General features: G+C 44.3%; 12 protein-coding genes and 1 pseudogene. 4 read left to right on the plus strand and 9 right to left on the minus strand.

The annotated features are described in order from the left end of the window. Positions 1-2: 2 nt before the first annotated feature. Positions 3-554, plus strand: coding sequence for a rhombosortase (gene rrtA, locus NL643_RS01590; RefSeq protein WP_047009480.1), 552 nt, complete (start codon positions 3-5; stop codon positions 552-554). 98 nt (positions 555-652) lie between these two features. On the opposite strand, the gene NL643_RS01595 is transcribed toward rrtA, so the two are convergent. The 8 genes and pseudogenes from NL643_RS01595 to NL643_RS01630 all read right to left on the minus strand — a co-directional run bounded on the left by NL643_RS01595 (position 653) and on the right by NL643_RS01630 (position 10,045). Next, positions 653-937, minus strand: coding sequence for a ComEA family DNA-binding protein (locus tag NL643_RS01595; protein WP_031780151.1), 285 nt, complete (start codon positions 935-937; stop codon positions 653-655). 225 nt (positions 938-1,162) lie between these two features. Continuing rightward, the gene (gene ppiD, locus NL643_RS01600; protein ID WP_253643796.1) at positions 1,163-3,022 is read right to left on the minus strand and encodes a peptidylprolyl isomerase; all 1,860 of its coding nucleotides are present in this window, start codon (positions 3,020-3,022) and stop codon (positions 1,163-1,165) included. A gap of 201 nt (positions 3,023-3,223) precedes the next feature. Continuing rightward, a complete protein-coding gene (locus NL643_RS01605) occupies positions 3,224-3,496 on the minus strand; it encodes an HU family DNA-binding protein (protein WP_005382341.1) in 273 nt (90 codons plus the stop codon). Positions 3,497-3,687: 191 nt separating this feature from the next. Next, positions 3,688-6,039, minus strand: coding sequence for an endopeptidase La (gene lon, locus NL643_RS01610; RefSeq protein WP_005390529.1), 2,352 nt, complete (start codon positions 6,037-6,039; stop codon positions 3,688-3,690). Between the two features lie 129 nt (positions 6,040-6,168). Next, positions 6,169-7,449: an ATP-dependent protease ATP-binding subunit ClpX gene (gene clpX / locus NL643_RS01615; RefSeq protein WP_005390528.1), complete on the minus strand. Its 1,281-nt coding sequence runs from the start codon at positions 7,447-7,449 to the stop codon at positions 6,169-6,171. Between the two features lie 70 nt (positions 7,450-7,519). Further along, the gene (gene clpP / locus NL643_RS01620) at positions 7,520-8,146 is read right to left on the minus strand and encodes an ATP-dependent Clp endopeptidase proteolytic subunit ClpP (protein WP_005382347.1); all 627 of its coding nucleotides are present in this window, start codon (positions 8,144-8,146) and stop codon (positions 7,520-7,522) included. Between the two features lie 105 nt (positions 8,147-8,251). Next, positions 8,252-9,559 carry a trigger factor gene (tig, locus tag NL643_RS01625; RefSeq protein ID WP_005390526.1) on the minus strand — a complete coding sequence of 436 codons (1,308 nt, stop codon included), beginning with the start codon at positions 9,557-9,559 and terminating at the stop codon, positions 8,252-8,254. A gap of 273 nt (positions 9,560-9,832) precedes the next feature. Continuing rightward, a pseudogene (locus NL643_RS01630) lies at positions 9,833-10,045 on the minus strand (hypothetical protein). A gap of 40 nt (positions 10,046-10,085) precedes the next feature. Between NL643_RS01630 and NL643_RS01635 the strand changes: the two are divergent. The 3 genes from NL643_RS01635 (at position 10,086) to NL643_RS01645 (ending at position 13,494) form a co-directional block, all read left to right on the plus strand. After that, positions 10,086-11,891 (plus strand): ATP-binding protein, encoded by a 1,806-nt coding sequence (locus tag NL643_RS01635; RefSeq protein ID WP_253643797.1) that lies wholly within the window; start codon positions 10,086-10,088, stop codon positions 11,889-11,891. Positions 11,892-11,895: 4 nt separating this feature from the next. After that, entirely contained in the window at positions 11,896-13,233 is a 1,338-nt protein-coding gene (locus NL643_RS01640) for a sigma-54 dependent transcriptional regulator (protein ID WP_005390512.1), read from the plus strand. A gap of 78 nt (positions 13,234-13,311) precedes the next feature. Beyond that, on the plus strand, positions 13,312-13,494 hold the full coding sequence (locus NL643_RS01645) for a hypothetical protein (protein WP_046874352.1): 183 nt from the start codon (positions 13,312-13,314) through the stop codon (positions 13,492-13,494). A gap of 42 nt (positions 13,495-13,536) precedes the next feature. Here the strand turns inward: NL643_RS01645 and NL643_RS01650 are convergent, their stop codons facing one another. Then, entirely contained in the window at positions 13,537-14,898 is a 1,362-nt protein-coding gene (locus NL643_RS01650) for a TRAP transporter large permease (RefSeq protein ID WP_005390510.1), read from the minus strand.

The following is a 14,898-nucleotide window of genomic DNA, read 5'->3' on the forward strand; positions in this document are numbered from 1 at the left end:
GAGTGAACCTTTATACCTTGCTGAGTATTATCAGCGTGATCTGTTTGATACTTCAATTCGAACCAATGGCAAGCCTAACCGAGTGGCACAGCTACAATATACGCCATGGCGAATGGTGGCGAATCGTAACAGGAAATCTCACACATACCAACTTTGCGCACTTAGGGATGAACCTGGCAGGATTGTGGATCATTACTTTTATTTTTCGTCCAAGCACTCGCAACTTCCTTATCGTTTTCTCACTCTTGTGTGCATTTGTTGGCGCAATGAATTTGTTTACCAATATGTCGGTGTACGTGGGATTATCTGGCGTACTACACGGTCTATTTGGATTCTGGGCACTCAGAGAAGTCTTTGAAAGCAGAAGAAGCAGCCTGTTGTTGGTCGGAGGGCTTATTGCCAAAGTAGCATGGGAGCAGATCTATGGTCCATCCAGCAGCACTGCTGCGCTTATCGGCGCAAACGTTGCTATTGATGCTCATTTATTTGGTGCGTTCGGTGGGTTAACAATGGCTCTAATGGAAAAAGGCTTTCGCCGTCGTTTATTCGGTTAAAAAATCCCGAACCACGAAAGAGGGGTTGGTTCGGGAAAGCAGTAATAGGGAAACAGATATTGTTCTGAATTCAGACTCAATATCTGAAATACATCAAGCTACAGTAAAATGCGGTCTTCGTTTTTCTTAACTGTCGCTTCACCAATGCCTTTTACGCTCTTCAAATCTGCTGCCGTTTTAAAAGGGCCATGCTCCTCGCGGTAGTCCACGATACTCTGCGCTTTCTTCTCACCAATACCTTTCAACATGGTCGCTATTTCTTCAGCAGAGGCCGTGTTGATATTTACGGTAATTTCAATTCCTTCATATTTGTCAGTGGCTGAATCCGCAGCCATGCTAAAAGGCGCAAAAACAAATAAGCACAATGTCAAAATCCATTTCATATTGAACATACAATCTCCAAAATAGTAGGCTAAAACCAGTCACCAGTAGCAAGTCACTATCCAGTTAACAAACCTAGATGACCCGATATTCGCAATGACTGGTATCACTTAAACGCGCACTAATTTAAGTAATGCTTATTGATGATTGAAGTTAATAAAGACAAAAATAAAACGGACCGCTTATGCGGTCCGTTTTAGTTAACATGCAAATTACACTAATTGTGCTTAGTTGCTCACAATAAAGTACTCAATGTCAGTGTTTGCGCGCAGTACAGCTAGCACAGATGATAGGTCTTGCTGAGAAGATGCTCGCTGCATTTGCATCGCAACTTGCTCTTCTAAATCACTATCTAGCTCAGCATTTACAGCATCAAGCTCGATGATAACAATGTTACCTTCAAGATCTTTAGACTGACCATATACTGGCTTACCATCGACTGGTTTTGCCATCGCGAATACCGTTGTTGCCAACGGAGAACGGCGATCTACTGTGTCTTGTTCACCAAATGCAAGGTTGTTTTCAGTAAGCACATCTGTCTTACCTTCTTTCAATGCAGCAACAACCTGTGTACCAAGTTCCATCGCATCTTGCTCACCCTTAACGCGAGATAGCTCTGCAATAACCTGATCTTTCACTTCTTCTAGTGGAAGAACCGTCTCATCACGTGCGTCTTCAACACGAACAACAATAATATGTTCAGGTGCAACTTCGATAGCTTCAGAGTTTAAGCCATCTTCTTTTACTTCTGGGCTAAGGATAGCTTGCATTACCGCAGGGTTACGAAGCACTTCAGGTGCGTCAACTTGAGAAATAAAGTCCGTTGTCTTCACTTCTTGGTTAACCGCTTGAGAAGCGTCATACAATGAGTCTGGGTATTCAAACGCTACGCGCTCAAGCTCGCTTTGTAGCTCGTAGAATTGATCAACTGCTTGTTGGTCAACCATTTCTTGTTTTATTTCAGCGGCTACTTCTTCAAATGGCTTCGCCACAGAGTCTTTTAGCTCTTCAAGCTTGATAATATGGTAACCAAAGTCCGACTTTACTAGACCTGACGTATCGCCTGGATTCTTCAACGCAAATGCCGCTTCTTCAAAAGCAGGGTCCATCACATCACGCTCAATCCAACCTAAGTCACCGCCGTTTTCAGCACTGCCAAAATCGTCAGATTTCTCTTGAGCAAGCGTCGCAAAATCTGCTCCCGCATTTAGCTCATCTAAGATAGCCTGCGCTTTTGCTTCATCGTCCCCTTCTACAAGAATATGAGCGACACGGCGCTGCTCTTCTGAAGAATATTTGTTTAAGTGCTCATCGTAGTACTTTTTCACCTCAGCGTCAGAAACATTAACTTGTTCCTTTAGCGCTTCAGCAGACAGTTCGATATAAGCGACTTTAACCTGCTCTGGGCGAGTAAAGTTGTCAGGGTTTGCTTTGTAGTACTGTTGAATTTCTTCGTCAGTCAATTCAATGTTTTTCGCAAACTCTGCTAAGTCGATTTTAATCGTGCGAACATCACGAGTTTGAGTGAACAGCTTACCTTCTGCCTGTACTTCACCTGGCAGAATAAATTCACTGTTTTGTAGTGCATTCAGCAGTTGTTCACGAACCAATTCACGACGCATGTACTCAGCAAAAGAGTCTGGTGAAAAGCCTGCACGACGCAGAGAAGCTTGATAGATCTCTTGATCGAACTGACCATTAGACTGGAATTGAGGCATGTCTAGAATCATGCTGCGAACTTGAGTGTCGCTGATTCGCAGACCTAAAGCTTCTGCTTGTTGGTCAAGCAACACGTCATTGATCATTCGATCTAAAACGGATTTGCGGAAAGATTCAACATATGCAGGGTCAGCCAGCATTTGAGAGAAGTAGTCACCCAACTGAGCTTGCATACGGTTACGCTCATTTTGGTATGCCATCTCGAACTCACCACGAGGAATCTCAGTGTTACCGACTTTCGCTGCAGAGTTGTTGTTACCACTAACGATGTAGCTACCCACACCTGCAAATACGAAAGACAGGATGATAAGCCCAAGGATAATTTTGACCGCGATGCTATTCACGCCTTCGCGTAGTCGATCCATCATAATTTAACTGCTCTCCACAATTGAAGCCTACTGCTTCTATCTAATAGAAATAATGGCGCAATAATATCAGAAAAAGAAATGCGCATCAGTATGATGCGCATAATTTAAGAAAGTTCGGCTCGAAGTTTGTAAATTTTTGTTCGAAACTTATTGTTTGAGCAAAAGTTAAGCAAATGGCCGGTTACAGAATTAACGCTGTGATTAGTTACAAGCGTCTTTCAGTGCTTTACCAGCTTTAAAAGCTGGTACTTTTGCTTCTGCGATTTGGATTTCTTCACCAGTTTTTGGGTTACGACCAGTACGTGCAGCACGAGTACGAACGCTAAATGTACCAAAGCCAACTAGAGCAACTTGATCACCAGACTGAAGAGTACCGCTTACTGCTTCGATGAATGCATCTAGAGCACGACCCGCTGACGCTTTAGAAATGTCTGCATTTTCTGCGATTTGTTCTACTAACTGAGTTTTATTCACTGTAATTTCCCCTTTGTGTCATCTGTGATTATTTTTGTGATGACTTTCGTTCCATTGTTAAGAAAATATGCTCCATCCCTTATTCGTCAAGGGCTGGCAGCTATCGAAACTAACTTAGCGCCCAAAAAAAACGCTGACAAGCCTTTTTAGACTTATCAGCGTAAACTTTTACTTATTTTTGCTGCACATCACTATTTTTGAGACTCAAACTCAACGCCCGTCGGGTCTCGCTCTAGTGCGACTTTCAGTACTTCATCAATCCACTGTACAGGGATGACTTCCAGATCAGCGATAACATTATCAGGAATCTCTTCCAAATCACGCTCGTTGTCTTTTGGAATTAGCACTGTCTTAATGCCGCCACGGTGTGCCGCAAGTAACTTTTCTTTTAGGCCACCGATAGGTAGGACTTCACCACGCAGTGTGATTTCACCCGTCATCGCTACCTCTGCTTTCACAGGGTTACCTGTCAGAGCTGAAACCAAAGCAGTACACATTGCAGTACCCGCACTTGGGCCATCTTTTGGCGTCGCGCCTTCCGGTACGTGCACGTGAATATCTTTCTTCTCGTAGAAGTCAGTATTGATACCCAGTTTTTCTGCACGAGAGCGAACTACTGTCATTGCGGCTTGGATAGACTCTTGCATCACGTCACCAAGAGAGCCCGTTTGCGTCAGCTTACCTTTACCTGGCATGGATTGAGTTTCAATCGTTAGCAGATCACCACCCACTTCTGTCCAAGCTAGACCTGTCACTTGACCAATTCGGTTACTTTCATCCGCTTTACCGTAATCGAAACGTTGAACACCCAAGTACTCTTTTAGGTTGTCCATCGTTACCGTGACTGACTTGATGTCTTTATCCAGCAGGATGTTCTTCACGGCTTTACGGCAGATCTTAGAGATCTCACGTTCTAAGTTACGGACACCCGCTTCACGAGTGTAATAACGGATAATGCCAATAATCGCAGAGTCTTCAATGATGATCTCATCCGGTTTTAGACCATTGCGCTTCACTTGCTTATCAACAAGGTGACGTTTTGCAATGTTCAGCTTCTCGTCTTCGGTGTAACCAGATAAACGAATAACTTCCATACGGTCTAACAATGGACCTGGAATGTTCATCGAGTTCGAGGTTGCAACGAACATAACGTCAGAAAGGTCGTAATCCACTTCTAAGTAGTGATCGTTGAACGAGTTATTCTGTTCAGGATCAAGTACTTCTAGTAGCGCTGATGCCGGATCGCCGCGCATATCTGAAGACATTTTGTCGATTTCGTCCAATAAGAACAATGGGTTCTTCACGCCAACTTTCGACATCTTCTGGATTAATTTACCTGGCAATGAGCCAATGTAAGTACGACGGTGACCGCGGATTTCTGCTTCATCACGTACACCACCCAGCGCCATACGAACGTACTTACGACCTGTAGCAGAAGCAATTGAACGACCAAGAGACGTTTTACCCACACCTGGAGGACCAACAAGACAAAGGATTGGACCTTTTAACTTATTGATTCGGTTTTGAACCGCCAAGTATTCAAGAATACGCTCTTTTACGCGCTCTAGACCGTAGTGGTCTTCATTAAGAATCTCTTCTGCTTTCGCTAAATTTTTCTTAACTTTTGAGCGTTTAGCCCAAGGCACGCTGACCATCCAATCGATGTAGCTACGAACCACTGTTGCTTCGGCAGACATTGGAGACATCATCTTAAGCTTTTGCAGCTCTTGCTCAGTCTTTTCACGTGCCTCTTGAGGCATTTTTGATTCGTCAATCTTCTTCTGCAGCGTTTCGAACTCGTCTGGTGCGTCTTCCATCTCACCAAGTTCTTTCTGAATCGCTTTCATTTGCTCATTCAGATAGTACTCACGCTGAGATTTTTCCATTTGCTTTTTAACGCGACCACGAATGCGTTTTTCAACTTGCAGCAAATCGATCTCTGATTCCATCTGGCCCATTAGGAATTCCAGACGCTCAGTGACATCAACAATTTCAAGTACTTGCTGCTTATCCACCAGCTTCAACGGCATATGAGCTGCAATAGTATCCGCTAAGCGAGCCGCTTCGTCGATACCGTTGAGTGAGGTGAGAACTTCTGGTGGAATCTTCTTGTTTAGCTTAATAAAGCCTTCAAACTGATTAATCGCACTGCGAACAATCACTTCTTGCTCACGCTCATCCAATTCTGGCGTAACAACAAATTCCGCTTCCGCTAGGAAGAAGTCACTCTCTTTAAAGTGATTGATTTTCGCACGTTGCTGGCCTTCAACCAGTACTTTTACTGTGCCATCCGGAAGCTTCAGTAGCTGGAGAATGGTGGCTACCGTACCGACTTCAAATAGGTCGTCAACCGTAGGCTCATCAGTATCAGCTTGCTTTTGTGCCACAAGAAGAACTTGTTTGTTGGTTTCCATCGCCGTTTCTAAACAGCTAATCGATTTCTCACGACCAACAAACAATGGAATAACCATGTGTGGGTAGACCACTACGTCACGTAGAGGTAGTACCGGGATCTCGATACGCTCGGAACGTTCCAAGTTCATATAATTCTCTCTTCCGCTTTCACGTTTACGTATTACTTATCGATTTATATGGGGGCTAATTGTTTGGATTCAATAAGAGAAATAAAAAAAGGAGGTAATTACTTACCTCCTTTTTCAGTACGGCTGAATTTATTCTGCTCCAGCGGCCTGATTGTCTGAGTTGCTATAAATAAGCAGTGGCTCTGACTCACCATTGATGACGGACTCATCAATCACGACCTTACTTACGTCTGTCGCAGATGGCAGTTCGTACATGGTTTCCAGTAATACGCCTTCAAGAATCGAGCGTAAACCACGAGCACCTGTTTTACGCTCCATTGCTTTCTTAGCGATAGCGCGCAGCGCATCTTCTCGGAACTCAAGTTCGGCGTTTTCAAGCTCAAACAATGCTGCGTATTGCTTGGTTAATGCGTTCTTCGGCTCACATAGGATCTGAATCAACGCTTCTTCATCAAGCTCAGTCAGTGTTGTTGTCACAGGAAGACGACCAATGAATTCTGGAATGAGTCCGTACTTCACTAGATCCTCAGGCTCAACCTGAGTAAATAGCTCACCCACGGTCTTCGATTCGTTTTTAGAACGAACTTCAGCACCGAAGCCAATACCTGTGCCTGTTGCAACACGCTGCTCAATCACCTTATCTAGGCCAGCAAATGCACCACCACAGATGAACAGAATCTTCGACGTGTCCACTTGTAGGAATTCTTGCTGAGGGTGCTTACGACCACCTTGAGGTGGAACCGATGCAACCGTACCTTCGATAAGTTTTAGTAGCGCCTGCTGAACACCTTCACCAGATACGTCACGCGTAATAGATGGGTTTTCAGCTTTGCGTGAAATTTTATCAATTTCATCAATGTAAACGATGCCGCGTTCAGCTTTAGCTACATCGTAATCACATTTTTGCAGAAGCTTTTGGATGATGTTTTCAACGTCTTCACCCACATAACCAGCCTCGGTTAGTGTGGTTGCGTCTGCCATTGTAAATGGCACATCCAAGAATCGAGCTAATGTCTCAGCAAGTAGTGTTTTACCGCTACCTGTTGGGCCAATTAGAAGGATGTTACTTTTACCAAGCTCCACACCTTCACTCGTTGTATCACCATTGCGTAAACGCTTGTAGTGGTTATATACCGCAACTGCGAGCACTTTTTTCGCGTAATCTTGCCCGATCACATAGTCATCAAGGTGTTCACGGATCTGTTTTGGCGTTGGTAACGCTTCAGATTCTTTCTTAGGGAGAACATCCTTGATTTCTTCGCGAATAATATCGTTACATAAGTCGACACACTCGTCGCAAATGTACACTGACGGACCTGCGATTAGCTTGCGAACTTCGTGCTGACTTTTGCCGCAGAAAGAACAGTACAGCAATTTACCGCTGCCACTTTCTTTGCTTTTATCTGTCATTCGCTAACCTCTTAGCCTTTACTCTTCATGAATGAGTGTATATCAATTTTTGCCAAAATGCGCTGGCTAATTACTCGCCGCGGTGGCTTAACACTGCATCCACGATACCGTATTCCACAGCCTGCTCTGATGACATGAAGTTATCACGATCAGTATCGCGCTCAATGACTTCAAGAGGTTGGCCAGTATGTTCTGCTAACAACTTGTTTAGCTTCTGCTTAATGGTCAGGATTTCCTGAGCATGGATTTGGATATCAGAAGCTTGACCCTGGAAACCACCCAATGGTTGGTGGATCATTACACGAGAGTTAGGCAGTACGTAACGCTTACCTGGCGCACCACCTGCTAACAGGAAGGCACCCATTGAACATGCTTGACCCATACATACAGTGCTCACATTTGGCTTAATAAACTGCATGGTATCGTAGATAGACATACCAGCTGTTACGCTGCCGCCTGGCGAGTTGATGTATAGGAAAATATCTTTATCTGGATTTTCAGATTCTAGGAAAAGTAGCTGAGCCACGACAAGGTTTGCCATGTGGTCTTCCACTTGACCCGTTAAAAAAATCACGCGCTCTTTCAGCAGACGTGAGTATATGTCGTAAGAGCGTTCGCCTCGGGAAGTTTGTTCAACCACCATTGGTACTAGCGCGTCCATAATTGGCGACATTGCATTTTTTTCTTGGTAGCTCATATTCTTATGTCCCTAAAATAAATGGCCCGGATGATGACTATCATACGGACCATTGTTAGCAGAATAGTTAACGTTAAGTCAACCTTCTACGCAAGATATTGCTTATTAAGCAGCAGGTTGTTGTTGGTTAAGTAGCTCGTTGAAGCCTACTTCTTTCTCAGAAACCTGTGCTTTAGCGATGATCGCGTCGATTGCTTGCTCTTCTAGAGCTACATTGCGCATGTTGTTCATCATTTCTTCGTTTTGCTCGTAGTAAGCAATAACTTCTGATGGATCTTCGTATGCAGTAGCCATTTCTTCAATTAGAGCTTTAACTTTCTCGTCGTCCGCTTTTAGCTCTTCAGACTTGATTACTTCACCTAGTAGAAGACCAACTACTACGCGACGTTTAGCTTGTTCTTCGAACAGTTCACGTGGAAGCTGTGCAGCAGCTTCTGGGTTACCACCGAAGCGTTGTGCAGCTTGTTGACGTAGAACTTGAATTTCTTGCTCGATAAGCGCTGATGGTACGTTGATGTCGTTTTGCTCAACTAGACCGTCAATCGCTTGCTCTTTGATGCGGTTCTTAACAGCTTGCTTAAGCTCGCGTTCCATGTTTTTACGAACTTCAGCTTTAAGTGCTTCAACACCGCCTTCAACAACACCGAACTTAGCAACGAACTCGTCGTTTAGTTCTGGTAGTTCACGAGCTTCAACTTTGTTCACTTTGATTGCGAACTTAGCTGCTTTACCTTTTAGGTTTTCAGCGTGGTAATCTTCTGGGAAAGTCACGTCGATGTCGAATTCCATACCAGCAGTTTTACCTGCGATACCGTCTTCGAAACCAGGGATCATGCGACCAGCACCCATTTCTAGAGGGAAGTTCTCAGCTTTACCGCCTTCGAACTCTTCACCGTCGATAGAACCAACGAAGTCAATGCTTACGCGTTTGCCATCTTCTGCTGCTTCTTCAACTTCAACCCAAGTTGCTTGTTGCTTACGTAGAGTATCGATCATCTCTTCTACGTCTGCGTCTTTAACTTCAGTTAGCGGTTTTTCAACAGTGATGTTTTCTAGGCCTTTAAGCTCAACTTCTGGGTAAACTTCAAAAGTTGCAGTGAAAACTAGGTCTGAACCTTCTTTGTTTTCTACAGGAGCGAAAGTTGGAGCGCCAGCTGGGTTGATTTTCTCTTTAACGATAGCTTCGATGAAGTGGCGTTGCATAACTTCACCAAGAACGTCTTGACGTACTGCTTTGCCGTACATCTTAGCAACCATTTTTAGAGGCACTTTACCCTTACGGAAACCATCGAAACGACGGTTTTTAGCGATGTTGCGTAGTTCAGCTGTTACAGCGTCTTCGATGTTTGCAGCTGGAACAGTAATGTTTAGACGGCGCTCTAGGCCCTCTAGCGTTTCAACAGTAACTTGCATTATATATAAACCTCTAAAGTGGCTCGGTTTTCCGAGCGTATGAGCGAAACTCAGCGGAGCTTACGCTTCATCCTTGTGTAGTGTTCTGTCCGAACACCTAATTTAAATCGAGTATCGATACTGTTTGTCAGTACCGGACTAATCAGTGATATCTTCGATAAAATTACCAAAGGTATCTCCTATTAGCCTCAGGACAGAATTTTTAGACGCGACATTCTAGCGATCTGTCGCAACCCTGTCGAGCCAATAGCCACTATGTGGACATTGTCTGCGCTAAATTCTCGAATGCTGACCCATTTTTTCTTCAAAAATGCGATTCAAACACCGTCTAAGTATCGTCAGCATATCTAGAATGGGGACAATAGCGACTTTTTCAAGAGAATCGACCGGTTTTTTTATCGAAAAGCCTAAAAAGAGATCTTGCTCTTGTTTTACTCCACAGAGTTGAAAACTAAATCCCTAATCCTCCCTACAAACTATTAACATTTTCTTACGTGACCAAAGGAAAGGTTTAAGGAGTGTAAGGATGTCGCAAAAAAACCGGATTCTGCTGATTTTTTTTGCCTTCTATTTCCTTTGCGCAATCATAGGTGGTCATTGGGTTTGGCAGACTAGTTATCAATCATTGCTTGATAAACACCAGTCCCAACTTGAGCAATTTTCTAGTCATATTAAAAACAAACTCGATAAATACGCTCATATCCCTAACCTTCTGGCCAAAGATCACCCTCTCCATCAAGCGTTACTGCATCCAAATAACAGTGCCCAACTGGAACTCACCAATCGGTATTTAGAATCCGTTAATGACGTGATTGAAGCGGCAGATACCTATTTAATCGATCAATGGGGTACGACGGTCGCGGCCAGCAACTGGCGTAAAGAGCGATCTTTTATTGGACGAAATTTTGCGTTCCGCCCTTATTTCAAACAAGCAATCGTTGGGGAACGAAGCCAATACTACGCGCTGGGTTCGACTTCGGGTAAGCGTGGCTACTACTATTCTTATCCGATCATATATGCGGGCGGCGTCCTTGGTGTGGTCGTGGTTAAGATGGACTTGAGTAAGATAGAAGACAACTGGCAGCAGCCAAATAGTGTGTTCGTCGCGAGCGATCCGCACGGGATTGTTTTCATGAGCAGCCGAAGTGATTGGCTACTCAAAAGCTTACAACCACTGACTGAGAATGAAAGAAAACAAGTTTGGGCAAGCCGACAATACCTTGATGAGCCAATTGAAACTCTAGGATTGGTGGGCAATGTGGAGGAAACGCACTCTGAGCTTAAACAAGGTTACCCATATAACAAAGGGACCTTGGTGGTCTCTTCGTTGCCCCTACCAGAGCTCAAGCTGACCATCCGTGTACTATCTCCCAAGCAGTCTATCGTCTGGCTTACGATGGGTTACATTTTTGTACTTACTCTTGCATTCACCGTGTTGTTTTTAATTGGCCAGCTCATCTATCACCGTCAACAACGCCACTTACAACTTGAGAGAATTCAGCAAGAGGCCAATCAAAAACTTGAATATCAAGTCATGGCTCGCACCGCAGAATTGCAAGCAGAAATCGCCCAGAGAATTGAAACCGAACAAACACTTCGCCTAACGCAAGACGAACTCGTTCAAGCTGCGAAACTAGCAGTATTGGGGCAAATGTCAGCCAGTATCAGTCATGAACTGAATAATCCACTTGCGGCCATTCGTAGCTTTGCTGAAAACGGCAAGCTGTTCCTCCAAAAAGAAAAATATGAGCGAGTGGAAGATAATCTAACTCGCATCTCAGCCCTCACTGATCGTATGGCAAACATCAGTCAGCAGCTTCGTTCTTTCGCTAAAAAAACCAGTGGAAACGAGCTGGCTCAATCTCGTTTGTTTCCAGTAATTGCCTCAGTCAAAGAGCTGATGAAACCCGCACTTAAATCTGCACGTGTCACGCTAGAAACGCAGGTACCAGAGCACGATGTTGAAGTTCAGATCAATATCATTCAACTTGAACAAGTGTTGGTTAATTTGCTGACCAATGCGATAGAGGCTCTCAAAGAGCAACAAGACAAACAAGTACAGTTATCCGTAGAGCAAGACGAACATGCCGATTTAATTTGGATTCATGTAGATGACAATGGTCCAGGGCTTGGAGATTTCTCACTTTCGGACTTATGTGAGCCTTTCCTAACTACCAAACAAAATGGGTTAGGTTTAGGGCTCTCCATCTCGCAACAAATCTTAGCCAGTATGAACGGAAGATTATGTGCCCAAAATCGAGAACAAGGCGGAGCTCGATTTTCATTGTGTTTACCTATCGCTCCTAACAACACAGAACAATCAAAAGGATGAGATCATGTGCCAGGTGTTTTTTATTGATGATGAAGCCGATCTTAGACTGGCAATAGAACAAACGTTTGAATTGGCAGATATCGATGCCACATTCTTTCCAGACGCTGAATCTGCCTTACTCGCCATTAAGCAGGGAGCAGAGCCAGGAGTGGTGATTACCGATATTTGCTTACCCGGTATTTCAGGGATGGATTTACTGAATACCCTTGTGCGAAAAGACACCCATCTTCCCGTGATTATGATTACTGGTCATGGCGATATCTCAATGGCGGTTAATGCGTTACACCAAGGAGCGTATGATTTTATCGAAAAGCCATTCCCACCTGAGCACCTAGTTGAAACCGTCAAGCGCGCCATTGAGAAGCGCCAATTAACGGTTGAAAACGAGAAGTTACGCCTGTCTCTCAAGGCAAGTAAAACGCTCGGACCTCGTGTTATCGGAGAAACGTCTAGCATTCAAATGTTACGCGAAACCATTGCTCACATCGCCGATACTGATGCAGATATCTTATTGTTTGGCGAAACTGGTACAGGTAAAGAGTTAATCGCCCGCTCTTTGCATGAGCAAAGCTCTCGACGGAACCAAAACTTTGTCGCAGTAAATTGTGGTGCAGTACCAGAGAATTTGATTGAGAGCGAACTCTACGGGCATGAAAAAGGCGCATTTACTGGCGCAGAAAGCCGCCGTATCGGTAAGTTTGAATTTGCTCAAGGCGGTACACTTTTCTTGGATGAAATCGAGTCAATGCCAATCCAAGCCCAAATCCGTTTACTGAGAGTACTGCAAGAGCGTGTGATTGAGCGTGTCGGCTCGAATGAACTCTTGCCCTTAGATATTCGAGTAATTGCCGCAACCAAAGTCGATTTGAAACGCGCTGCTGAAGAGGGAACCTTTCGCCAAGATCTTTACTATCGACTGAATGTGGTTACCTTAGATCTCCCGCCACTGCGTGAACGGAAAGAAGACATCCCTGCCCTCTTCCATCATTTCCTATTGGTAGCGGCTTCACGTTACGGTAAAAGCTCTCCTAGCTTGTCATCCCACGACCTTGCCCAACTGATGAACCATGACTGGCCAGGCAATGTTCGCGAGCTAAGAAATGCAGCAGAGCGTTTCGTGCTATTGGGTAAATTAATTCAGTTAGGAGAATCGACTCCGGTTGCCAAGCCTTCTTCAAGTCTTGCAGAACAAGTTGCAGAGTTCGAGAGAGCAGCCATTGAAGGTGCATTACTGGAAAATAACGGCAGCATTAAACAGACAATGGCGCAATTGAATGTGCCTCGAAAAACTCTGTATGACAAAATGCAACGCTATCAAATAGATAAAGAGCTCTATAAATAAAACGATTCTCAAGGATTGGTATTATATCCAACTTGAATCATAATTTTTAATAATTGATTCATCATGGTTGTTACGGATATGAACGAGAAAGTGAGAATACCGATCATTACAGATACCGTGATGGTAGACGGGCAATATCAAGAAGAGAGACGTTCAGGCGAGGAGCGGCGCAAGAATAAAAAGAAGTGGCGAAGCTACGAGCGGCGAGTCCACCCAGACCCTCGTAGGCCTAACTACAAACCCATAGACGAAGAGGTGTGAATCATCACACCTCTTTTGTTTTTCTTCAAATATCTGGCGCCATTACTTAGTAATGATTTCTGGCCCCATCAAGGTCGTTGGTAACCAAGTCGACACCCATGGCACGTACGTTACAATAATGAGGAATAGGAACATCACCGCCACCCATGGCAGTGCGGCTTTTACTACATTCATCATCGACATTTTGGCGACACCTGCAGTAACAAACAAGTTAAGCCCAACAGGTGGTGTTATCATACCTATCTCCATATTCACCACCATCATAATACCTAAGTGAATTGGGTCGATCCCCAGTGCTATCGCAATTGGGAACACCAGTGGTGCAACAATGATCAATAAGCCTGATGGCTCCATAAATTGACCACCAATCAACAGCAATACGTTCACCACAATCAAGAAGGTGATTGGTCCTAAACCAGCTGACATCATTGACTCTGTGATCATTTGCGGGATGCGTTCTTCCGTGAGAACGTGCTTCAAAATTAACGCATTGGCAATAATGAAAAGCAGCATGATGGTGAGTTTACCCGCTTCATACAGCGTGTGTTTGGTGTCTTTATGAACGAAGGTGTGAAAAATTTTGACTAATGCAGGCTTAGTATTTTGCTTATCAGCAAATGGCCCCATGTCTTTGTATACAAAGTTGGCAATAAAGAACGAGTACACAGCAGCAACTGCAGCGGCTTCTGTTGGGGTGAAAATACCGCCATAAATACCACCGAGAATGATCACCACCAGCAACAAGCCCCAGCTTGCATCCTTAGCTGCATCAAACGTCTCTTTCCAACCGACAAATGGTTGTTTTGGCAGGTTCTTAATACGGGCAGCAATATAGATCGCTATCATCAGCATGACGCCAGCCAACAAACCCGGTATCACACCACCGAGGAACATACGTCCAACTGATACATCAGTCGCGGCAGCGTAAACTACCATAACGATAGACGGCGGAATCAAAATCCCTAGCGTACCTGCGTTACAAATTACGCCGGCCGCAAACTCTTTTGAGTAACCGTTTTTGATCATACCTGCGATAACGATGCTACCTATGGCAACAACCGTTGCTGGAGATGAACCTGATAGCGCGGCAAACATCATACATGCGACAACCGAAGCCATCGCTAAACCACCACGGAACCAGCCTACAATAGCAATCGCGAAACGAATGATCCGTTTTGCTACACCACCTGTCGACATAAAGCTTGAAGCTAAAATGAAGAATGGAATTGCTAATAGAGTGTAGTGTCCAGCAAATGCATTAAACAACGTTTGAGCAACAGACGCCAAAGACGCATCCGAATGAATCAAAAGGAAAAGAATACTGGAAAGACCCAGAGAAACTGCGATTGGCACGCCGACGAGCATGAAACCAATCACCATCAAAAATAGAAATAAGATATCCAT

The sequence above is a fragment of the Vibrio sp. Y42_MX_L11 genome, assembly GCF_024181785.1.
Classification (GTDB): domain Bacteria; phylum Pseudomonadota; class Gammaproteobacteria; order Enterobacterales; family Vibrionaceae; genus Vibrio; species Vibrio diabolicus.